The sequence below is a fragment of the Streptomyces sp. NPDC021096 genome, from assembly GCF_040641275.1.
In the GTDB taxonomy this organism is placed as follows: Bacteria; Actinomycetota; Actinomycetes; order Streptomycetales; family Streptomycetaceae; genus Streptomyces.
Map to the genome: position 1 here is coordinate 86,626 of NZ_JBFADG010000016.1, position 21,313 is coordinate 107,938.

Genomic DNA, 21,313 nt, shown 5'->3' on the forward strand with positions numbered 1-21,313 from the left:
GCTCACAGGGAGAGGAAGGGAAGGAAGGGGGTGGGGTGGGGGCGGGTCAGTTCAGGGCTTCGACGGCGTCGGCGGCGGCGGTTGTGGTGGTGGGGAGTTGCTGGTCGATGGCGGCGGCCAGGAGGCGCGCGGTGGGGTGGGCGAACACCTCCGAGACCGGCAGCGTGATGCGCAGCGCGTTCTGCAGCGCCTCCCGCAGGTCCACCGCGCCCAGCGAGTCCAGACCCAGCTCGGAGAAGTTCGCCCCGGCCTCGACCTCGCAGGCGTCGTCGAAGCCGAGCGTTGCGGCCAGTACCTCGCGGACGAACCCGGTCAGCGCTTCGCGGCGTTCGTCCGCGGTGAGCGCGGCGAGCTGTTCGGGGGACGGCGGGAGCGGGGCAGCGGAGGTCGGGGCGCTGAGGGCGGGGGGCGGGGCGTCGGTGTCCCGCTCGGCCACCCCTGCCGCTGCCGCTGTCGGTGCCGGTGTCGGTGTCGGTGCCTGTGGTGTTGTCCTGCCGGTCAGCGGGAGCCAGTAGCGCTTGCGGTCGAAGGCGTAGGTGGGCAGGGCGACCTTGCGCCGGGTGCTGCCGCGGTGGAAGGCGGGCCAGGAGACCGGCAGGCCCTGCTCGTAGAGCCGTGACACCGCCTTGAGCAGCACGCTGTCGTCGCGTACGCCCGGCTGCAGGCTCGTCAGCCACACCTGGTCCTTCGCCGGCAGGCACCGCTTGGCCAGCGCCGAGAGCGTCCCCGCGGGGCCGATCTCGACGAAGACGTGCGGGCCACGGCGCTCGAGCGTGCGCATGCCGCCCATGAAGTCCACCGGCTCGGTCAGGTGCCGTACCCAGTACTCGGGGCGGGAGATCTGCCGCCAGCGGGCCGGCTCCCCGGTGAGGTTGGAGATGAAGGCCAGCTCCGGCTCACGGAATTCGACCGTCTGGAGCACCGCGCGGAACTCCTCGGCGATCTCGGCCATCAGCGGGGAGTGGAAGGCCTGCGAGACCGACAGCGGCTTGCACATCACGTCCTGCCGCCGCAGCTGGCCCACCAGTTCCTCCAGCGCCCGGCGGCCGCCGGAGACCACGACCTGCGAGGGGGCGTTGAGCGCGGCGATGGCCAGGTCCGGGTACTTCTCCACCAGCGGCGCCACCGTCTGCGCGTCCGCCCTGACCGCGGCCATCGCCCCGGGCGCCGGCACCGAGTCCATCAGCGCGGCCCGTACGGCCACCAGGCGCACCGCGTCGGGGAGGGAGAACAGCCCGGCGACCGTGGCGGCCACGATCTCGCCGAGACTGTGACCGATCATCGCGCTGGGCCGCACCCCCCACGACAGCCACAGCCTGGCCAGCGCGTACTCCAGGACGAACAGCGCGGGCTGGGTGTAGCGGGTGCGGTGGATCTCCTCGGCCGCCTCGCCACCGGCCTTGACCGCCGCACCGGACTTGCCGGTCTCGCCCGTCTTGCTGGTCTCACCCGTTTTGTCGGTCTCGCCGAACATCATCGCCTTGATCGAGCGGCCCAGATGCGGCGCGAACAGCTCGTCGCACTCGTCGACGACGGCACGGAAGACGTCATGGCGCCGGTAGAGACCGGCTCCCATGCCCACGTGCTGGCTGCCCTGCCCGGTGAACAGGAACGCCACCTTGCGCGGACCCCCGCCGTCCTTGCCCGGCCTGGTGGTGAGCGCGTCGAGCCCGTCGTCCAGCAGCCGCTCCAGACCCTCGCGGTCCTTGACCACACCGCTCAGACGGTGCGCGAAGTGCGCCCGGCCGACGTTCGCGGTGTAGCAGAGGTCCGCGACGTCGAGGCCGAGGTGCCGCCCCAGGAACTTCTGGTAACGCTCGATCTGGCCGGCCAGGGAACGCTCGCTCTTCGCGGACAGCGTGAACAGGCAGGCGGCCGAACCGCCGGAATCCGCACCCGAGCCGGCACCGGAGCCGGTGGCGGCGTCGGGGGCGGGGTCGGTGGCTGCGGCAGGGTCTGTAGCGGGGTCGGGGACGGGCGGGTGGGGGGCCTCTTCCAGGACCGCCGAGGCGATGGTGCCCGTGAAACCGAAGGAGTTCACCACCGCCCGCCGCGTCGGCGCCTGCCAGGGGCCGGCCTCGGCGGGCACCGTGACCGGCAACCTCTCCCACGGGATCCGCGTGGACGGCGTGGTGAAGCCCAGGTGGGGGAAGAAGGCGCCCTCGCGCATCTGCGCCACCGCCTTGACCACGCCCCCGATGCCCGCCGCCGCCTCCATGTGCCCGATGTTCGCCTTGTGCGAGCTGACCACCACCGGGCGCTGCGCGCTGTGGGAGGCGGCGAACACGTCGCTGATCGCCCCCATCTCGATGGGGTCGCCCAGCGGTGTGCCCGTTCCGTGGGCCTCGACGAACTGCACGTCCGAGCTCTGCAGCGCGCCGGCGGTCAGGGCGCGCCGCATCACCGTCTCCTGCGCCAGGCCGTTGGGTACGTACAGGCCGGCGCTCTCGCCGTCCTGCCCGACCGCGGTTCCCCGTACGAGGGCCAGCACGGTGTCCTTGTCCCGCTTGGCATCCGACATCCGTTTGAGGACCAGAACGCCGCAGCCCTCCGCGCGGCCGTAGCCGTCGGCGCTGTCGTCGAAGGTCTTGCAGCGCCCGTCGGGGGCCAGGGCCTCCAGGTCGCGGAAGAGCATGGTGGTGCGCGGGTGGTGGATGGCGTTCACTCCGCCGCACAGCGCGATGTCGCACTCCCCGCGCCGCAGGCCCTCCACCGCGTAGTGCAGCGCCACCAGCGAGGCCGAGCAGGCGGTGTCGATGCTGATGCTCGGCCCGCGCCAGCCCAGGAAGTACGACAGGCGGCCGCACACGCCCGCGTGCGAGACGCCGGGGGCGACGTTGCCGTCGAGCTCGTCGTAGCCGAGTCCTTCCAGCTCCATCGCGTAATCGATGTTGCTGGCCCCCATGTACACGCCGCCGTTGCCGCCCCGCAGCGCGGTGGGGTCGATGTTCGCGTGCTCCAGCGCCTCCCACGCGGTTTCCAGGACCAGGCGCTGCTGGGGGTCGATCCAGTTGGCGCCCTTGGGTGAGATGTTGAAGAACCGGGCGTCGAAGAGGTCGATACGGTCCAGGAAGCCGCCCGCCTGCGCGGAGCCGGCCTCCTTGGCGCCCCGGCCCGGGGCGAACGCGCCGGCCTCCCAGCGGTCGGTGGGGACCGGGACCGTCGCCGAGCTGCCGGCCCGCAGGAAGTCGGTGAACTCCTCGAGGGAGTTGTTGCCCCCGGGCAGGCGCAGTCCGATGCCGACCACGGCGATCGGTTCGTACTTCTCCAGCAGCAGCTTCTGGAGCAGTTCGCCTTGCCGGCGGATGGTGTCGGCGGATTCGGCCATGGTGCTCACCTCTCGTATAGGTCCTTCAGCGCGGCGTCCAGGAACGACGCGGCACCGGCATCCGCGGGCGTGGGCTCTGCGGGATCCGGTGCGGGTGCGGGCGCGTGGAAAAGGTCGGCGAGAAGACCCTCGGTGAGGTGTTCCAGCAGCTTCTCCAGGGTCGGGCTGTTGAAGAGCAGGTTCGCGTCCAGCTCCACGCTCAGCAGCTCTTCCAGGCGCTGCTTGAGGCGGGTGATGCTCAGCGAGGTCAGGCCCAGGTCGAAATAGCTCTGGTCCGCGGGGAGGTCTTCCTCGTCCGTCATCAGCAGGACCGCTCTGAACTCCCGCCTCACCAGGTCTTCGAGAGCGTCCCGGCGCTCGGGCCTGGCAAGATCCGACAGCATCGTCAAGGCCGGTGTGGCCGCCGCGTCCGGCCTTGGAAGCGTCATCCGGGATTCCTTCCCCTTTTTCCCCGGGCACGCCGGAGGGCATATCGGTGCCGGGAGATGTGTGGTGCGCAGAACTACTGCCGGCGGATTCCTTCGCGGAGTTACGCCGGATTCATCCAAGCAACCGGGGGGAAGGAGCGTCCAGGGCGTGGAAGGGGCCCGGCAGGCGGGTGTGGGTCCGGCGTCAGCACGGCATCAGGAGCGGGCGTCTGTGGCGTGGTGGTTGCCGGGGCCGGTGCCGGGAAAGCCGCGGACCCCGCTCACTGCTGGGGGCGTCGACGCCTCCGGTGTGAGCGGGGTCCGGGGAAAAAAGAGCCGGGCTCTTTTCCTTCTTGCTTGTCTACTGGGCGGCCGGGTCGACGTCCATGAACTGGTAGTCGATGCGGATGAGGCCGTCCGCGTCGAGGATGATGAACTCCGTGCCCACGGCCGCCACATCGCCGCCGCCGGCGGGCACCATGTGCCAGATGATCCGCACCGCGTCGTGGTTCTCGTGGTACTCGTGCACCTTGAAGGTGAAACCCTTCAGGATGAAGTCCTCATAAGCCTCGCGGATGGCCGCGTCCACCTGCTCGTGCCCGCGGTACTCCTCGCTCACGTTGGCGTAGTGGCCATCGCTCGCCCACAGTTCGCCGATCGCCTTCAGACGGCGGTCGGCGTCCGCCTCGTTCCACACCGCCGTGTAACGGGCAACGAAATCGGCAACCTTGCTCACGGAAATCTTCCTCCCACACAAGAAAAACTGATTACGGACATCGGCTGCCCACACACTGGCAGCGGGGATACGGGGCCGTCGATTACCTGGGAAGTAATCCACCGCCAGCACTGACGGCAGCTACGGCTGCGGCTGCGGCTGCTTGCGCCACTCGAGCACGGCGGTTCTGCGCTTGCCCTCGACCATTCCCGACCCCTCCAGGGTCAGATGGCCCGGGCGCAGGTCGGCGACCTCGCGGACCTGCTCGGTGCCGGCCCAGCCGGTGATCGGTGAGGTGACGCTGACGAGATGGACGGCCTGCCCGCCGGCCAGGCGCCACTTTCCCGCGTAGCCGACGGCGTCGGAAGCCCCTGGGGTGCTCGCGGTTCCCGAGGTGCGCATCATGTTCACCGACATGTGGCCGTCGGGGGTGTAGATGAGCAGTCCCCTGGGGTCCGGGCCCAGGGGTCCTTCCAGGCGGTTGCCGTCCTCGTCGCGTTCGTAGCAGGCGGCGAGAGTCCACGCTCCCACCAGGTCTTGGGCGTTCATGTCTGCTGGTCTCCGAAACGTCATGGGTCATCAAGGGCGGGCGGGGCGCGGGCCGGCGGCGGATTCCATGAGGTGGGTGGCCGCCAGGCTCCACTCCTCGAACGTCCGGCACTGACGGGCGAGCCCGGTCACCTGCTCGCAGGTCTCCCCCACCGGCACGTGCAGCGGGCTCTTGGGGTCCAGTGCCGCGCGGACCACGACATCGGCCACGGCGCCGGGATGCCCGCCGCCGGCGTCGTCGCAGGTGGCGCGCATGTACCGTTCGGCCCACGCGTGGTCCTGCGCGTAGGGGCCGTGGGGGTCGACGCTCTCCTGCCAGCGTCCGGCGAAGATCTGCGTGGGAACGTAGTCCGGTTCGACGCACACCACCCGGATGCCGAGCGGGCCCACTTCCATGGCCAGGCACTCGCTGGTGACGGACAGCGCGTGCTTGCTGGCCATGTAGAAGGCGTTGTACGGGATGCCGGGGACGAGGCCGGCCATGGAACCCACGTTGACGATCACCCCGTGGCCGCGTGCCCGCATGCCCGGCAGCACGGCGCGGGCCATGCGCACCGCGCCCCAGTAGTTGGTGTCCATCACTTCTTCGGCGCGCTGCGCCGCGATCGTCTCCACCGGTCCGGCGTGGGAGAGCCCCGCGTTGTTGACCAGGATGCCGACCGCGCCGTGCCGCTCCTCGACCGCGCGCACCGCGGCGGTGACCGACGCCTCCTGCCGTACGTCCAGTCGCAGGACCTCCAGCGGCAGGCCCTCCTCCCGTGCGGTCTCCAGCAGTGGGGTGGCCTTGGCGGTGTCCCGCATGGAGGCGTAGGTGAGGGTTCCCTGTCGGGCGAAGGCCAGAGCGCTGTGCATGCCGATGCCGCTGCTGCATCCGGTGACCAGTGCGACGGTCAATTCTGCTCCTGGGGTGTACGTAGCGGGCGAAGAGAGCTGACAGTGCGCGGCGGCTCGGGTGGCGCCGCGATGACAGGCCCGGCCCGGCCCGTGTCGGGGCAGGTGGGGGGAAATGTTGTTCCGGTGGCGCGGGTGGGCGGAGAGGGCAGGATTCGAACCTGCGAGGGCATGCACCCCGGCCGGGCGTGATGCCCGGCCCCCGTTGGGCCGCTACGGGAACCTCTCCTTGATCCGGGTTCCGGGGTTTTCCGGAGCCGTTCACGAGAACCACTATGCCGCATGCTTCTGATGTTCTGCTGACGTCCGGCTGACGATGCGAAATGCGGGTGCGGAATGCGGGTGTGGGTAAGGGTTTTCGGCGGGCTGTCCCGGGCTGGCGGGCTGTATTCCGCAATTACTAGGTGAGTCATCGCATCTGCCGGTCACGCGCTGGTACTGTCCCGGCAAAATTTTGATGCTTCGCATCCTTCGACGGAGGCTTGATGAGTTACGGCACGGCACAGGCCGCGGGCCGCTGGTTCCACTCGGGCGCGCTGCGCCCGGACGCGGCCGTCCGGTTGTTCGTCCTCCCCCACGCCGGCGGGTCGGCTGCTTCGTACGCGCGGTGGGCGTCGTTGTTCGACGCCGGGGTGGACGTGCAGATCGTGCAGCTTCCCGGCCGCCAGGACCGCAGGGGTGAGGTGCCGTTCACCGAAGTGGGGGCGGCGGTGGAGGCGTTGTACGACGCGGTGGAGGCCGAATGGGACGGGCGGCCGTTCGCGTTCTTCGGGCACAGCATGGGTGCGCTGCTCGCCTACCGGCTGACGGTGGCGATGCAGGCCGAGGGCGGTCCGGGGCCGTGTCTGCTGGCGGTCTCCGGCTGGGCCGGGACCGCGCACCGGGCCGGCCCGGTCGCGGTCGGGGAGTTGTCGGACGAGGAATTCCTGGATCAGGTCGGGCAGTTCGGGGGGCTGCCGCCGGAGGTCGCGCGGAACGCGGAGCTGCGTGAGCTGGTCCTGCCCGCCCTGCGCGCGGACTTCTGTCTGCTGAGCGATTACCGCGACGACCAGGCCCGCGTCTCGTGTCCTGTCGTGGCCTACAGCGGGAGCGGTGATGCGCTGCTGGCCGGGGGCGCCATGGGCGGCTGGTCGGGGCTCAGTGAGGACTTTCTCGGGCTGAGTGAATTCCCCGGAACGCACTTCTACCTCTACGAACACGCCCTGCCCCTCGCGGCGGACCTGGGCCGGCACCTGCGGCGGTGCGCCGCCGGCACAGCAGGATAAGAGAGAGGGGGGGTGGTGTTGTGGGGTTTGCGCCCTGATGGGGCGCTGACGTGAGGCTGACCGAATTCGGCGCCCGGCGGGAACAGACTTCACCGGCGGCCATCAACCGGTGTTAACTGAGCCCCGATTCACCAGAAGCCGCGGGCATTCCTTTTTCACTTCACGCCATCCGGGCATCGCGGCACTTCATATTCGCTTTGGTGCACGCCGGGTGTGCGAACCTCGGAAGGGACACAGCCGAAAGCATGAATTCGTCGACCGGGGCCTGCCCGGATCATGTGAGGACCGGCCCCTCCACAACCGGCGCAGGCATTCTCACCTACCCCTCCTACGTGGGTGGCCGCGACATCCCATCGGACGCGCACGTCTACACGGTCACGACCTCCTCGATCCTGGACGACGTCTTCGAGAGCCTGACGCTCAAGCGCAAGCTGGAGCGCGGCACCGCCGACGTCCCGGCCGCCGCCGGCTTCGTCGTCGGCCGGTGCGCGGTCGCCGAAGCCCCCCTGGTCGCCGAGGCCACCGAGGCCGCGGCCGCCGCGGCCCCGTTGTGGGCGCGGCGGCCGTTGCGGGAGCGGATGGCGCTGGGTGAGGGCATCAGGCGGCGGTTACGGCAGCGGCACGCGGAGTTCGTCGAGCTGCTCACCGCCGAGGGCACCCCCCGCTCGCTCGCCGAGTGGCAGGTCGCCGGCCTGCTGGAGATCTTCAGCGAGCAGACGCTGGGCTGGTGCGCGGCGCAGATGCGGCAGGAGATCGACTACGGCGGGCGCCGGATGCTGCTGCGGCGCGTCCCCGACGGCGTGGTGGCGGTCAACCCGCCGCAGAACGCGCCGGCCAGCAGTGCCCTGTTCGGCATCCTTCCCCTGCTGGCGGGCAACACCGTCGTGCTCAGGGCGCCGCGCAGCGCACCGCTGGGCGTGATGTTCGCGATGCGTGAGCTGGTGGTGCCGGCCCTGGAGGAGATCGGTGCGCCGGCGGGCACACTCAATGTGTTCTGCGCCCGGCCCGGCCCGGTCATCCAGCACTGGCTGGACAGCCCGCACGTGCGCGACATCTTCTACACCGGCGGCGTGAGCCGGGGCCTTGAGCTGGAGCGCGAGTGCGTGGCCCGCGGCAAGAAGCCGGTCCTGGAACTGGCCGGCAACGACTGCGTGCTGGTGTGGCGCGACGCGGACCTGGACGCGGCCACCGAGGCCATCAGCGAGTGCTTCTTCGGCTCCGGGCAGATCTGCATGGTGCCCAACCAGGTACTGGTCCACCCGGACGTCGCCGACGAGCTGCTGGAGCGCCTGCGGCTGGCCGCGGCGATGATCCGGCCCGGGCTGCCCGAGGACCCCGGGGCGCTGCTGTCGCCGGTGCTGCGCAGCGAGCGGTTCTTCGACTACGTACGCGACGCGCTGGACAAGGGCGCGAAGGTGGTCCACGGGGCGCGGCGGCTGGAGACCGACGGCACCGCCTCCGACACGGGGCTGTTCCTGGAGCCGACCGTGCTGCGCGTGGACGGGCTGCGCGGGTGCCGGGAGATCGAGGCGGTGCGGGAGGAGACGTTCTTCCCGCTGCTGCCCGTGGTGGTGCCCGAGCCGGGTCCGGACGGCGAGGTGCTCGCGGCGATGCTCGGCTACGTCAACGACAACCCCTACGGGCTGCGGAACTCCCTGTGGGCCGGCGATACGGGGGTGATCGAGGCGTTCGTGGAGCAGGTCGGCAACGGCGGGCTGCTCAAGGTCAACGACTCCCACATCGGGTTCCTGCCCTACATGCCCACCCACGGTGGCACCGGCCGCACCGGCGGGGCGTTCGGCGAGGCCAACTTCCCCATGCTGCGCACCACGCACCTGCAAGGGGTGTCCATCGCCGGCGGGTCGGTACGGCCGCGGGAGGCGGTGTTCGGTTCGTACGCCGAACTCCTCAAGGGCGACGGCGCGGCGAGCAGTGACGGCGGGGTAAGCGGCGGTGGCGGGGCGAGCGGTGACGGCGGGACGAGCGGTAACAGCGGGGCGAGCGGTGACGGCGCGGTAAGCGGTGACGGGCGAGATGGTGCTGCGGGCCGGGCGTTCGCGGCGGAGAGGTAAGAGGGAGCGAGCCATGCGGTTCATGCAAGCCGACCGACAGACATGTGACCGGCTTCTGCCGGGGCTGCGCGCCGAGCTGGAAGGGCTGCCGCTGGCGGCCCTGGAGGCCGAGGGCGGCCCGGCGATGGAGCTGTTCCGAGCCCACGGCGGGTCGAACCTGCTGGTACCCAAGGCCTACGGGGGCCTGGATGCCGACGCGCTGGAAGCCACCCGGGTGGTGCGGGTCCTCGGTTCCCTCTCGCCGTCGCTGGCGGTGGCCACCGCCATGCACCACTTCTCCATCGGCACGCTCTTCGGTATCGCGGACACCTTCGCCAAGGACACCGACCTGGACGGCCTGCTGCTCGAGCGGGTCGCCGGGGAACGGATGCTGGTGGCGTCCGGGTTCGCCGAGGGCCGCAGCGGCCAGGGCATTCTCAGCCCCACCATGGAAGCGGTCCCCGTCGAGGGCGGCTACCTGCTCAACGGGTCGAAGAAACCGTGCAGCCTGTCGAAGTCGATGGACCTGCTCACAGCGAGCGTGGGCATGCGCCAGGCCGACGGATCGGTGGAGATGGGCTTCCTGCTGCTGCCCGCCACCACCCCCGGCATCAGCGTCCACCCGTTCTGGTCGAACCCCGCACTGGCGGGCGCCCAGAGCAACGAGGTGCGCCTGACGGACGTCTTCGTCACCGACAGCCAGATCCTCAAGCCCCCGGCCGAGTACGCCCAGGCCCTGAGCGAACTGCAGGAAGTCGGCCTGATCTGGTTCCAGATGATCACCTGCGCGGCCTATACGGGCGTGGTCAGCGCCCTGGTGGAACAAGTGCTGCTACGGAGCCGGGCCAGCGCGGACCGACGGGCCGCGGTCGCGGTGCGCGTGGAGAGCGCGGCCGCACTGACCGAAGGCCTGGCCCGGCGGGTGATGGACGGCGACACCGGCAACGACGGCCTGGCCGCCGCCCTGGTGACCCGCTACACCGTCAAGGACCTGCTCGCCGCCACCGTCACCGAGGCCGTCGAGCTGCTCGGCGGCATGTCCTACATCTCCTCCGGCGACGTCTCCTACCTGGCCACCGCCTCACACGCACTGGCCTTCCACCCGCCCTCACGCGGCGGCATGACCGACGCACTGCTCGACTACTACGCCGGCCAGCCACTGGTCGTGGCATGAAACGCCCGGTGTCGAATACCGGCTCGCGTCCACACTCGCATCCCAGCTCGCATCCCCGCTCGCATGCCAGCTCGTGTCCCAGTTCGCGTCTCAGGAGGTACAGGCGATGACCACCACGACCGGAACCACGACCACAGCCGCGGCTACGGCTGCGGCTGCGGCCACATCCGCGGGTGCGGGTGCGGGTGGTGAGGGGGCGCGGGTGCGTGCGCTGACCACGCGCTACCGCACGTATTTGAGCAAGGGCCGGGCCTCGCTCGGTGAGATGTTCGGCGGGGACGTCGAGGACTCCTCGGACGGGGCCTGGCTGCAGACCGCTGCCGGGCGGCGGATCCTCAACTGCGGCGGCTACGGCGTGTTCCTGATGGGCGCCCGCCACCCCCGGGTCCTGGCCGAGGTCAGACGCCAGCTGGAGACCAACCCGGTGGCCACCCGCCTGCTGCTGGAACCGGAAGTCGTCGACGCGGCCGAGGCCCTGGTGGCCGTGGCCCCCGCGGGCCTGCAGAAGGTGCACTTCGCCGGCGGCGGCGCGGAAGCCGTCGAGGCCGCCATCAAACTCGCCCGGGCCCAGGGCAGACGACACCTGGTGTCCATGGAAGGCGGCTACCACGGCAAGACCATGGGCGCCCTCAGCGTCACCGCCAAGGACACCTTCCAGGCCCCCTTCCAGCCCCTGCTGCCCGGCGTGTCCCGGGTCCCCTACGGCGACGCCGGCGCCCTGGAGAGCGTACTGGCCCGCCACGAGGGCGAGGCCTGCGTCATCGTCGAACCCGTACAGGGCGAGGCCGGCGTCATCGTCCCGCCCGCCGGCTACCTGCACCAGGTACAGCAGCTGTGCCGCCGCTACGGGGCGCTGTTCGTCCTGGACGAGATCCAGACGGGCCTGGGGCGCCTGGGCCACTGGTGGGGCGCGGATGCCGAGGGCGTGCGTCCCGACGTGCTGCTGGTCGGCAAGGCCCTCAGCGGCGGCATCGTGCCCGTCTCCGCGATGGTGGCCACCGCCGAGGCGTTCCGCCCCTTCGACAAAGACCCCTTCATCCACACCTCCACCTTCTCCTGCAACCCGCTGGCCATGGCCGCCGCCAAGGGCGCGCTCGCCGCGATCGGCGAGGACCGCCTGGTCGAGCGGGCGGCCGAGCTCGGACAGCTGCTGCGCAGCGAGATCGAACGCATCGCCCGGCACGTCCTGGGCGACCGGGTGCTGGAGGTCCGCGGGGCCGGACTGCTCATCGGTATCGAGTTCACCGTGCCCGGCATGGCCGGTGACCTGCTGCTGGAGCTGATCGGCGCGGGAGTGCTGGGCAACCACTCCCTGAACTCCGCGACCGTCATGCGCCTGACCCCGCCGGCCATCCTCACCCCCACCGACGTCACCTTCCTGCTCGACGCCTTCGAACGCGCGGCCCGCGCCGTCCTGAACTAGCAACCCCGAGCGTTCGGCCCGCTCTGCGCCCCGCCCCCACTGAAGGAGCCTTCACCAGCCGTGCGAAGCATCCATCTCTGTGTCGACATCACCACCGACGACGCGGCGACCGCCTTCGGGCAGATCGCCGACTTCACCCGATTCCCCTCCATGGCCGAGGACGTGCACGCCGTCGAGACCGTGCCCGGCACGCCCCGGCACAGCGACTGGGAGGTCAACTTCCGGCGCGGCATCATGCGCTGGACCGAGGCCGAGAGCCTCGACCCCACGCGCCTGCGCATCGATTTCGACCAGACCGACGGCGACTTCGAGGAGTTCCGCGGCAGCTGGCAGCTGGCCCCCGGCCCGCTGGGCGCGCAGGTCCGTTTCGAGGTGACCTACGACTTCGGCATCGAGAGCCTGGTCGGGATCATGGACCCCATCGCCGAGCGCGTCATCAAACGGGCCATCTGCTCCGTGCTGGCCGGACTGTTCACCACCATCTCCGTACGCGAGGGCGGCGAGGCCCTGCACGACCTGGCAGAGGCCCAGGCGCAGGTGCTGCCGGCCCAGGGCAGGTGAAGGGGGTCCGATGGATGCGCTCAACCATTTCGAGACGCCGGCCACCTACCGGCTGATCCGGCTGGAGTACCTCGCCGGCCTGGGGGCGGCCTTCTACCTCCTGTTCACCCACCTCTCCGACGTCAACTGGTGGGCTTTTGCCGCCCTGTTCCTCTACATCGACCTGATCGGCTACATCCCCGGCGCGATCGCCTACCGGCGCAGCGCCACGCAGCGGATCCCGAAGGTCTACTACGTGCTCTACAACGTCATGCACAGCCTGGCCACCCAGGCCGCGGTGGCGGTGGTGTGGGTGTGGGCGGGCGGGCCGGTGTGGTCGCTGCTGGCGCTGGCGATCCATCTCTTCGGTGACCGGGCGCTGTTCGGCAACTTCCTCAAGCCCTTCGGTCTCGGTTTCGAGCCGGTCGCCCACCCCGGTTTCGCGCAGCTGCAGCGCGAGGTGGCCTGCGCCCCCGAGGCGGCGTCCGCGGCGTCCGCTCCGGGCCGGCGGGCCGCGCTGTCGTGACCACCGGCACGCGGGGCGCGGCCGGCGGCCGGGGCGTGATTGCCGCGGCCGGCAGCGGCGAAGGCGAGGAAGGGACGGGCGGCGGCCTGAAGACGGTGATGCCGGCGGCGGAGGTAGTACCGGGTGAGGCGGTGTTGCCGGGTGCAGAGGTAGTGGCGGGTGCGGGTGCGGGGGTGGTGGCGGGTGAGGCGGTGTGGTCGGCCGCGGGGCGCTTCGCCACGGGGGTGTGCGTGGTGACCGCGGGCAGCGGGCCGGCGGTGCACGGCAGCACCGCGAGCACGTTCACCTTCATCTCCCGCCGGCCGCCGCTGGTGGCGCTCTCCCTGCGGCACGGCAGCCACCTGCTCGCGCTGATCGCCGAGCACCGGGACTTCGGCATCAATGTGCTCTCCAGCCGGCAGGCCGCCCTCGCCCGGCACTTCGCCAGCCGTAAGCGCGCCATGGGCACCCGCCAGTTCGACGGTGTCGGCTGGGCCCCGGCCGCCGGCGGGCTGCCCCGGCTGGCGGGCACGGTGTGCTGGCTGCACTGCCGGGCGCAGCGCCTGATCCCGGCGGGGGACCACGAGATCGTTCTGGCGGAGGTGGCTTCCGTCGCCGAGGCGGGCGGCAGCCCGCTGCTGTATTTCGCCGGTGCGCTGCATCCGGGAAGCATTCCAAGCGACAAGGAGTGAATTGATCATGACGATGCCGGTTCCGCGGGAAGCGGACTGGGACCTGGCCCCGGGTCTGCTCGAGGGGGCCATGGATCTGGAGCTGACCGCCGAGCAGTGCGATCTGCGGTACTGGCTGCAGGCGGCGGTGCAGGGCACCTTACGGGGCCGCCCCGACGGTCACGACCCGCGACTGACGGTCGGTCCGCACATGCTTCGGGGGCCGTTCTTCGACGCCATCGCCCAGGAGTACGCCTTCCGGTCGCTGGCGGAGGAGAAGGCCACGCGGGTGCTGTCGTTCCTGGTCGCCAATGCCCCCGATGTCGCCTCGATGGAGTTCTACGCCACCCAGCTCCTCGATGAGTGCCGTCATTCGATGGTCTTCCGCAACCATCTCCTGGCCCTCGGTGTTCCCGCGCAGCGGCTGACACAGGCCGTGCAGGACTTCGCCGACCCCTACCGCACCTCGGTCCTCGAGCCGCTGGAACAGCGCTGTCTTGAGGTGATGCGCGATGAGCGGGACTTCATCGGTGGTGTGGTGATGATGACGGTCATCCTGGAGGGCGCGCTGGCGCCGGCGGCCGAGCTGAGCGAACGCAAGTGGCGGCCGCTGGACCCGGCCGCGGCCGAGATCGACAAGGGCGCCGGCATCGATGAGATCCGGCACCTGACCGTCGGTGCCTGGATCGGCCGGGAATACCTGCGGGAACACCCCGGGGAGCGGGACCGGGTGGTGAAGATGATCCGGGACGGGATGCGGCTGTGGGACGAGCTGCCCACCCATCAGATGGTCTACGACCGTGAAGTGCGCTTCCAGGAAGGCCTGGAGCTGCACCGGGACATCGTGGGGGACTACGAGATCTGGCCCGGCCGCCGGCTCATCGACACCACCCCCAAGGAGCGGCAGGACACCGCCGACCGGTGGTCGGACGAGATGAAGACCAAGCGGCTTGTCTACATGGGTCTCGAGGAGGCCCTTCGATGACCGACACCCACCACCCCCCCCACCCCCACCACCCCCACCACCCGCAAGCCCAGCAGGCGCCGCAGGCTCCGCAGGCGCCGGCCCGGGTGCCGGACGTGGGCGTGGGCGTGGGGGTGGGGGGTGGGCGGGGGCCGGCCGCGGTGGTGTGCGGGCTGGGGGCGTACCTGCCGCCCAGGGTGATCACCAACGACGAGCTCGCGCAACACCTGGGCACCTCCGACGAATGGATCCGCAGCCGGACCGGGATCCGCCGGCGTCATGTCATCGCGCCGGGCAGCGCCACCTCCACCCTCGCCGTCGAGGCCGCCCGCCGGGCGCTGAAGTCAGCGCGGTGCGAGCGGGCGGACGCAGTGATCGTGGCGACGAGCACCCCGGACCGGCCCTGCCCGGCCACCGCCCCCGAAGTCGCCTCCCGCCTGGGACTGGCCGGCGTCGCGGCCTTCGACCTCGGGGCGGTGTGCGCGGGCTTCGTCTACGCCCTGGCGGCCGGTGCGGGGCTGATCGGTGCGGGTGTCGCGACGCGGGTGCTGGTCATCGGCGCGGATACCTTCTCCACCATCTGCGACCCGGCGGACCGCACGACACGGGCGGTCTTCGGTGACGGGGCGGGGGCGGTGGTCCTGCGCCGCGGCGAGCACGGGGAACCGGGCGCGCTCGGCCCGTTCGATCTGGGCAGCGACGGGGAACTGGCCGACCTGATCACCGTGCCGGCGGGCGGTTCACGCCAGCGCGCCCACGGCCTGCCGGCACCGGCGGCGGACCACTACTTCGCCATGCAGGGCAAGCCCGTCTTCATGCAGGCCGTCCTGCGGATGACCGAGTCCGCCCAGCGGGTCCTTGACCGTGCGGGGTGGGATGTCGGGGAAGTCGACCGGTTCGTGGGACACCAGGCCAACGCGCGGATCCTGACCGCGCTGGGCGAACGCCTGGGCCTGCCCGAGCAGCGGATCGTCAGCAACATCGACCGGGTCGGGAACACCGCCGCCGCCTCGATCCCCCTCGCCCTCGCCGACGGCGACCTACGGGCGGGCCACAAAGTCCTGCTCACCTCGTTCGGCGGGGGCCTGGCCTGGGGCTCGACCGTCCTGCACTGGCCGGACCTCACCCCCCACTGACCACCAGACAACCAGCACCAGAAACCAGCACCGGGCAGCACCAGGCAGCACCAGGCAGCACCAGGCAGCACCAGGCAGCACCAGCACTACCGATATCGATCACGCTAGGAGTGTTTTTTCGATGAGTACTGTTACGGACCAGGTCGCCACCCTGCTCGCCGACCGGTTCGGCGTCGAGGCCGGGGAAGCGCGTGCGGACGCCAGGATGCGCGACCTCGACCTCGATTCCCTGACCCTCGTGGAGTTCGCGCTGGTCGCCGAGAAGGAGTTCGGGGTGAAGCTGGCGGAGGACGAGGTCAACCTGGACCACACCATCGGTGATGTCGCCACCCTGATCGACACCAAGCTCAGCGAGAACAAGGCCCTCCAGTGAGGACCGGCCCCCAGGACAGCCCCCAGGCCGGTCCTCAGGCCGGCTCCCAGGCCGGTCCTCAGGCCGGCTCCCAGGCCGGTCCTCAGGCCGGTCCTCAGCCAGGTCTTCAGGGTGGCTCCCGGGCCACCCCGGGGGGTGGCCCGGGGGGTGGCCGGGGTGGTCGCTGCGATATCGCGGTGACCGGTCTGGGTCTGGTGACGGCGGCCGGGACCGGTGTCGCAGCGAACTGGGCCCGGGTCAAGGCCGCGGAACCCACCGCGGCCACCGACCCCCGCCTGGCCGGCCTTCTCGTCGACATCGCCTGCCCCGTCACCGGCTTCGACCCCGACCGGGAACTGGGCCGGCGTACCGCCTGGCGCCTGGACCGGTACGTCCAACTCGCCCTGGTCGCCGCCCGTGAAGCGCTCCGCGACAGCGGCCTGGACCCCCAGGCGTGGGACGGTGCCCGGGTGGGGGTCGTCCTGGGCAATGCCCTGGGCGGCACCACCACCTACGAAACCCAGATACGCAACCTGATCCAGGACGGCCCCGACCAGGTCTCCCCCATGCTCGTGCCCATGGCGGCCATCAACATGGTCTCCGGCCAGGTCGCCATGGACTGCGGCGCCCGGGGCCCCAACCTGGTCACCGCCACCGCGTGCGCTTCGGGAACCACCGCGATCGGCACCGCACGCGACCTGCTGCGCTCGGGCGCCTGCGACGTGGTCATCACCGGTGGCACCGAGGCCAGTCTGACCCCGGCCATCGTCTCCGCCTTCGCCCGCATGGGCGCACTGTCCCGACATACCGGCGACCCGGCGGGCGCGTCGAGACCGTTCGACGCCGGGCGGGACGGTTTCGTCATCGCCGAAGGCGCGGGCGTACTCGTCCTGGAACGCCTGACCGACGCCAGAGCCCGCGGCGCGCGTGTGCGGGCGTGCCTGAGCGGCTACGGGGCGTCCGCCGACGCCTACCACGCCACCGCCCCCGACCCGGAAGGCACCGGGGCGCAGCAGGCGATCGTCGCCGCGCTCGCGGACGCGGGGATCGGGCCGGACGAGATCGATCACGTCAACGCCCATGGCACCTCGACACCGCTCAACGATGTCATCGAGGCCCGTGTCCTGAACCGTGTGCTGGGCTGGCGGGCCGCGGTGACCTCGACCAAAGGCGTGACGGGCCACTGCCTGGGAGCGGCGGGGGCCATCGAGGCCGCCTACACCGTCCTGGCCATCGAGACCGGTCTCGTGCCACCCACCGCCAACCTCGACAGCCTCGATGCGGCCATCGATATCGACGTGGTCAGCAAAACGCCCCGGGAGATGTGTATCGAAGCGGCGATGAGCAACTCCTTCGGCTTCGGCGGACAAAACGCGGTCCTGGTCTTCACCAAAGCCTGACCCCAGACACGACCCCGGACACGACCCCGGACACGACCCCGGGCAGGGGGCCGGGCAAGGGGCCGGGCCCAAGCAGGGCAGGGGCCGGGCAAGGGCCAGGCCGAGGCCGGACCCGATCCGGACAGGGGCCAGGCAAGGGCCAGGCCGAGGCCGGACCCGATCCGGACAGGGCCGCGCCCGATCCGGACAGGGGCCAGGCGAAGGCCGGGCAGGGCCAGGCCGGGGCCGAGCCCGATCCGGACAGAGGCCGGGCAAGGGCCGGGCCCGATCCGGACAGAGGCCAGGCCTGCGGGGCAGGGGCCAGGCCTGATCCGGGCAGGAGCCGGGCCCGATCCGGGCCTAAGCAGGGCCGGGCCCGATCCGGGCAGGAGCCGGGCGAGGGCCGAGCCTGAGCAGGACCGAGGCCGAGCCTGAGCCAGGCAAGGGCCGAGCCTGAGCAGGACCGAGGCCGAGCCTGAGCAGGACCGAGGCCGAGCCTGAGCAGGACCGAGGCCGGGGCTGCAGGGCTGGGGCCGGGGCTGCAGGGCTGGGGCCGGGGCTGCAGGGCTGGGGCCGGGGCTGCAGGGCTGGGGCTGCGGGGCAGGGATGTTCGCCGGCACGGGAGTTGAAGGTGCCCCCAGGGTGGGGCACCCTCACCTCTGCCCCACCCCAGGCCAGGCCCCCAGGCCGCGCCCCGGCCAGGCCCCTGAGCCAGGCCCCTGGGCCAGGCCCCTGAGCCAGGCCCCTGAGCCAGGCCTGCGGGCGGGGATGTTCGCCGGCGCGGGAGTTGAGGGTGCCCCCTAGGGTGGGGGCACCCTCACGTCTGCCCCGCCCCCAGGCCCCGCCCCCAGGCCCCGCCCCCGGGCCGGGCCCCCAGGCCGGGCCCCCAGGCCGGGCCCCCAGGCCGGGCCCCCAGGCCGGGCCCCCGGGGGCGGTTTGGTGTGTCAGGGCGGTGTCAACGGAAAGTCAGGGCTGGCTGGCAGCATGGTCCCTGCCCGGCAACCGATGGCAGGCCGGGGCGGACGGACGGCACATGGAGAGGCGCCCGGAGCGGTTCAACGGAGACCAGAACCCACCCATCACTTCCGGACCCGACCGGTCAGGTCCGGTCGGGTCAAGTCCGGTCGGGTCCGGTCGGGTCCGGTCGGACCGGACCGGGTCCTTGAGGTCTTCGCAGGTTCACTTCCTGCCCTCTCCGCCACCACGCACCCTTCATCCACCTCGTCCCCTGAGAGCGTGCAGGATGACCACAGCGACACCCATCACCACCAGCCTCGAGACGGTCCACCAAGCGATCGCCGAGCACGGTGACAACCCCAGCGGATTCCTCGCCCTCAGCAGCGGGAACTCCTACTTCCGCGTACCCGACGTCCCCGGCGTGATCGTCTACCGGACCTCCGGGCCCTACCTCGTCCAGTTCGGCGGCCCCTTCGCCCCCGCCGACCACGCACCAGAACTCCTCGAACGCTTCCTGGACTACGCCGCCGAACACAACCGCGGCATCGTCTCCATCCAGGTCCAGGAAAACGAAACACACCTCTACACCGAGCAAGGCTTCACCGTGAACCAGATCGGCGCGTCCTACGCGCTCGACCTCCAACAGTTCACCCTGCGCGGCACCCGCTTCATGCAACTACGCAACAAAATCGCCCGCGCCGCCCGCGCCGGCCTCACCGTCATCGAAGGCCGCCTAGAGGAATGGGCCGACAGCGTAGCCGCCGTGGACACGGCATGGCTCGGCAGCAAAGGCGAACACACCAAAACACTGGAATTCCTCGTCGGCGAGTGCGGAGGCCCCGCACAAACCCACAGAAGACTCTTCATCGGCCTCATCAACGGCAAAGCAGTCGGCTACATCTCCTACTCCCCCGCCCACGGCACCCGACCCGGCTGGCTCCACGACCTCAGCCGCAGACTCCCCGGCGACACCCCCGGCATCATGGAAGCCATCAACAAACACGCCATCGACACCTTCCAAACAGAAAACACCGACTGGCTCCACTTCGGCTTCACCCCCTTCACCAGCCTCAACCCCGACCACGAAACCCCCAACTCCAGCCCCGCCTTCACCTGGCTCATGCACTGGCTCAGCGAAAACGGCAACGCCGTCTACCCAGCCCAAAGCCAGCTCGCCTACAAACACAAATGGGGCCCACACCTCGCACTACCCGAATACATCGCCTTCTGGGGCCCAGCCCAAACCAGCGCCCTCATCCACACCTTCAAAGCATCCAACGCCATCTAACACCCAACACCACAACACACCCGCCAGGAACACATAAGAACGGCAACGGGAACGGGGAAGGGGTCTGGCGGTGGTTCACCGCCAGACCCCTTTACGCATACACGGGCACGTACACGCTGATCGTGCCGGCGAGGTCGGGGATCGGGGTGGTACCGGTGCCAAGGCGGCAAGCCGCATGCCGCATGACCGTGCGTGGCCTCCCCCCTGCCCGCCACCATCCGCACCCTCACCGTCGCGCAGTTGAACACCCCACCGACGCTCCCACCCACGAAGCACCGAACAGCAGCGCGTGACGGCGTCATCGGCACAGGCCGGAATCAGCCATATCGGGCACCCGCGCCATCGCGTACCGGTTCGCGGTCGGAACAAATCCCCCGAAGCGCCGCGACATACCCGCCTACCATGCCACCGCATGTGAAATTCCCTACAGCCCGGACCATGTGAACTACGCATCTGTTATGGCCCCTCCGGGGCCCTGACCTGCGAAGAAACAAACGTTGACAGTCGTTGACAGCCATCGCGACGTCGATCTAGGTTCGTTGTCGGCCGAGCTCAGCCGCTCGGGCGCAGACATTGACAGTTGGGGGACTGGGGCTGCATGAGTACGTTGATTCTGCCTGCGTCTGATATCGCCAGGATCGTGCAACTCGTCGGCCGCGATGCACTGATGGACCGGATGATCGACCGAATGGCATCCGGAATGGCCGCACTGGGGCGCGGTGAAGTCGCTCCGACACCGCCGCGAGGCGGATTCACCCGGGACTCCGCCGGCATCGGCGTCATCGAATGGATGCCGCACCACGAACCCGGCAAGGGCATGACGCTCAAGACCGTGGGATACACCCCGGCCAATCCTCTGCACCATGAACTGCCCACCATTTTGGGCACGGTGACCCGCTTCGACGATGCCACCGGCCGACTGGTGGCGCTCGCGGACGGTGTGGTTCCCACGGCGATCCGGACCGGGGCCATGTCCGCGGTGGCGAGCCGGCTGCTGGCCCGTCCGGACAGTGCGACCGTCGGTCTGATCGGCGCCGGCGCCCAGTCCGTCACACAACTGCACGCCCTTACACGGGTGTTCGACGTGCGCCGGGTCCTGGTGTCCGACATCGAGCCCGAGCACGCGGCGACGTTCGCCCGCCGGGTCGCCTTCCTCGGCCGGGACCTCGAGATCGAGCTGGTCACAGCCTCGACCGTGGCCGCCGAGTCCGACATCATCTGCACCGCCACCACGGTGGGCGTCGGCGAAGGCCCCGTCCTTCCCGACACCGCCATGCGCGAGCACGTGCACGTGAACGCGGTCGGCGCCGACCTGCCGGGGAAGACCGAGCTCCCGATCGGGCTGCTCACCCGTTCGCTCGTCACCTACGACCACTTGGCGCAGTCCCGCGTCGAGGGCGAGTGCCAGCAGCTGCCCGAGGACGCCGTCGGCCCCGCGCTGGCCTCGTTCTGTGCCGATCCCGGTTCGGCCGTTGCCTGGCGTGGGCGCAGCACGGTATTCGACTCCACCGGTTTCGCCTTCGAGGACCACTTGGCCCTCGATCTCTTCCTTGAACTCGCCATCGAATACGGGCTCGGCCACACCGTCGAGGTGGAATACCACCCGGTCGACAGCCTCGACCCGTATCCGCCGCTCGTCGGTGCCGATTCCGCCGCGGGTGCTCCCGCGCGTTCCGTGGTGCCGGCCACCGCGGCTTGACCGGATCAATCAGCAGCAT

The 21,313-nt window shown here is 70.7% G+C and carries 18 protein-coding genes; 13 read left to right on the top strand and 5 right to left on the bottom strand.

Annotated features, from left to right (window positions below):
* Nucleotides 1-46: 46 nt before the first annotated feature.
* The 5 genes from AB0G59_RS20575 to AB0G59_RS20595 form a co-directional block, all read right to left on the bottom strand.
* A complete protein-coding gene (locus AB0G59_RS20575) occupies nt 47-3,328 on the bottom strand; it encodes a beta-ketoacyl synthase N-terminal-like domain-containing protein (protein WP_360913502.1) in 3,282 nt (1,093 codons plus the stop codon).
* Between the two features lie 5 nt (nt 3,329-3,333).
* Entirely contained in the window at nt 3,334-3,756 is a 423-nt protein-coding gene (locus AB0G59_RS20580) for an acyl carrier protein (protein ID WP_360913504.1), read from the bottom strand.
* A gap of 340 nt (nt 3,757-4,096) precedes the next feature.
* Complete coding sequence (locus AB0G59_RS20585; protein ID WP_360913506.1) at nt 4,097-4,471, bottom strand: nuclear transport factor 2 family protein; 375 nt, start codon at nt 4,469-4,471, stop codon at nt 4,097-4,099.
* Nucleotides 4,472-4,591: 120 nt separating this feature from the next.
* A complete protein-coding gene (locus AB0G59_RS20590; protein ID WP_360913508.1) occupies nt 4,592-4,999 on the bottom strand; it encodes a lipocalin-like domain-containing protein in 408 nt (135 codons plus the stop codon).
* A gap of 30 nt (nt 5,000-5,029) precedes the next feature.
* Nucleotides 5,030-5,893 carry an SDR family oxidoreductase gene (locus AB0G59_RS20595; protein ID WP_360913510.1) on the bottom strand — a complete coding sequence of 288 codons (864 nt, stop codon included), beginning with the start codon at nt 5,891-5,893 and terminating at the stop codon, nt 5,030-5,032.
* Between the two features lie 482 nt (nt 5,894-6,375).
* Between AB0G59_RS20595 and AB0G59_RS20600 the strand changes: the two genes are divergently transcribed.
* The 13 genes from AB0G59_RS20600 (at nt 6,376) to AB0G59_RS20660 (ending at nt 21,294) form a co-directional block, all read left to right on the top strand.
* Nucleotides 6,376-7,155 carry an alpha/beta fold hydrolase gene (locus AB0G59_RS20600; protein ID WP_360913512.1) on the top strand — a complete coding sequence of 260 codons (780 nt, stop codon included), beginning with the start codon at nt 6,376-6,378 and terminating at the stop codon, nt 7,153-7,155.
* Nucleotides 7,156-7,400: 245 nt separating this feature from the next.
* Nucleotides 7,401-9,227 (top strand): aldehyde dehydrogenase, encoded by a 1,827-nt coding sequence (locus AB0G59_RS20605; protein ID WP_360913514.1) that lies wholly within the window; start codon nt 7,401-7,403, stop codon nt 9,225-9,227.
* Nucleotides 9,228-9,240: 13 nt separating this feature from the next.
* Entirely contained in the window at nt 9,241-10,380 is a 1,140-nt protein-coding gene (locus AB0G59_RS20610) for an acyl-CoA dehydrogenase family protein (protein WP_360913516.1), read from the top strand.
* 106 nt (nt 10,381-10,486) lie between these two features.
* A complete protein-coding gene (locus AB0G59_RS20615; RefSeq protein WP_360913518.1) occupies nt 10,487-11,803 on the top strand; it encodes an aminotransferase class III-fold pyridoxal phosphate-dependent enzyme in 1,317 nt (438 codons plus the stop codon).
* Between the two features lie 60 nt (nt 11,804-11,863).
* Nucleotides 11,864-12,364, top strand: a complete 501-nt coding sequence (locus AB0G59_RS20620; RefSeq protein ID WP_360913520.1) for an SRPBCC family protein — start codon at nt 11,864-11,866, stop codon at nt 12,362-12,364.
* 10 nt (nt 12,365-12,374) lie between these two features.
* On the top strand, nt 12,375-12,869 hold the full coding sequence (locus tag AB0G59_RS20625; protein WP_360913522.1) for a hypothetical protein: 495 nt from the start codon (nt 12,375-12,377) through the stop codon (nt 12,867-12,869).
* Nucleotides 12,866-13,540 (top strand): flavin reductase family protein, encoded by a 675-nt coding sequence (locus tag AB0G59_RS20630; protein WP_360913524.1) that lies wholly within the window; start codon nt 12,866-12,868, stop codon nt 13,538-13,540. Before AB0G59_RS20625 ends, AB0G59_RS20630 begins: the two co-directional genes overlap by 4 nt.
* Nucleotides 13,541-13,547: 7 nt before the next feature.
* Entirely contained in the window at nt 13,548-14,504 is a 957-nt protein-coding gene (locus AB0G59_RS20635) for a VlmB-like protein (protein WP_360913526.1), read from the top strand.
* The gene (locus AB0G59_RS20640) at nt 14,501-15,619 is read left to right on the top strand and encodes a beta-ketoacyl-ACP synthase III (RefSeq protein ID WP_360913528.1); all 1,119 of its coding nucleotides are present in this window, start codon (nt 14,501-14,503) and stop codon (nt 15,617-15,619) included. The genes AB0G59_RS20635 and AB0G59_RS20640 overlap by 4 nt, the downstream gene beginning before the upstream one ends.
* 121 nt (nt 15,620-15,740) lie before the next feature.
* Nucleotides 15,741-15,992, top strand: coding sequence for a phosphopantetheine-binding protein (locus tag AB0G59_RS20645; protein WP_360913530.1), 252 nt, complete (start codon nt 15,741-15,743; stop codon nt 15,990-15,992).
* A gap of 176 nt (nt 15,993-16,168) precedes the next feature.
* Entirely contained in the window at nt 16,169-17,371 is a 1,203-nt protein-coding gene (locus tag AB0G59_RS20650; protein ID WP_360913532.1) for a beta-ketoacyl-[acyl-carrier-protein] synthase family protein, read from the top strand.
* A gap of 1,222 nt (nt 17,372-18,593) precedes the next feature.
* Nucleotides 18,594-19,595, top strand: coding sequence for a DUF2156 domain-containing protein (locus AB0G59_RS20655; protein WP_360913534.1), 1,002 nt, complete (start codon nt 18,594-18,596; stop codon nt 19,593-19,595).
* A gap of 580 nt (nt 19,596-20,175) precedes the next feature.
* On the top strand, nt 20,176-21,294 hold the full coding sequence (locus AB0G59_RS20660) for an ornithine cyclodeaminase family protein (RefSeq protein WP_360913536.1): 1,119 nt from the start codon (nt 20,176-20,178) through the stop codon (nt 21,292-21,294).
* The last annotated feature ends 19 nt before the right edge of the window (nt 21,295-21,313 follow it).

Excerpts from the sequence above, each read along its gene's own strand:
- AB0G59_RS20610 (WP_360913516.1), top strand. The coding sequence starts at position 9,241 with ATGCGGTTCATGCAAGCCGACCGACAGACATGTGACCGGCTTCTGCCG.
- AB0G59_RS20645 (WP_360913530.1), top strand. The coding sequence starts at position 15,741 with ATGAGTACTGTTACGGACCAGGTCGCCACCCTGCTCGCCGACCGGTTC.
- AB0G59_RS20655 (WP_360913534.1), top strand. The coding sequence starts at position 18,594 with ATGACCACAGCGACACCCATCACCACCAGCCTCGAGACGGTCCACCAA.
- AB0G59_RS20615 (WP_360913518.1), top strand. The coding sequence starts at position 10,487 with ATGACCACCACGACCGGAACCACGACCACAGCCGCGGCTACGGCTGCG.
- AB0G59_RS20625 (WP_360913522.1), top strand. The coding sequence starts at position 12,375 with ATGGATGCGCTCAACCATTTCGAGACGCCGGCCACCTACCGGCTGATC.
- AB0G59_RS20600 (WP_360913512.1), top strand. The coding sequence starts at position 6,376 with ATGAGTTACGGCACGGCACAGGCCGCGGGCCGCTGGTTCCACTCGGGC.
- AB0G59_RS20580 (WP_360913504.1), bottom strand. The coding sequence starts at position 3,756 with ATGACGCTTCCAAGGCCGGACGCGGCGGCCACACCGGCCTTGACGATG.
- AB0G59_RS20575 (WP_360913502.1), bottom strand. The coding sequence starts at position 3,328 with ATGGCCGAATCCGCCGACACCATCCGCCGGCAAGGCGAACTGCTCCAG.
- AB0G59_RS20590 (WP_360913508.1), bottom strand. The coding sequence starts at position 4,999 with ATGAACGCCCAAGACCTGGTGGGAGCGTGGACTCTCGCCGCCTGCTAC.
- AB0G59_RS20605 (WP_360913514.1), top strand. The coding sequence starts at position 7,401 with ATGAATTCGTCGACCGGGGCCTGCCCGGATCATGTGAGGACCGGCCCC.
- AB0G59_RS20640 (WP_360913528.1), top strand. The coding sequence starts at position 14,501 with ATGACCGACACCCACCACCCCCCCCACCCCCACCACCCCCACCACCCG.
- AB0G59_RS20635 (WP_360913526.1), top strand. The coding sequence starts at position 13,548 with ATGACGATGCCGGTTCCGCGGGAAGCGGACTGGGACCTGGCCCCGGGT.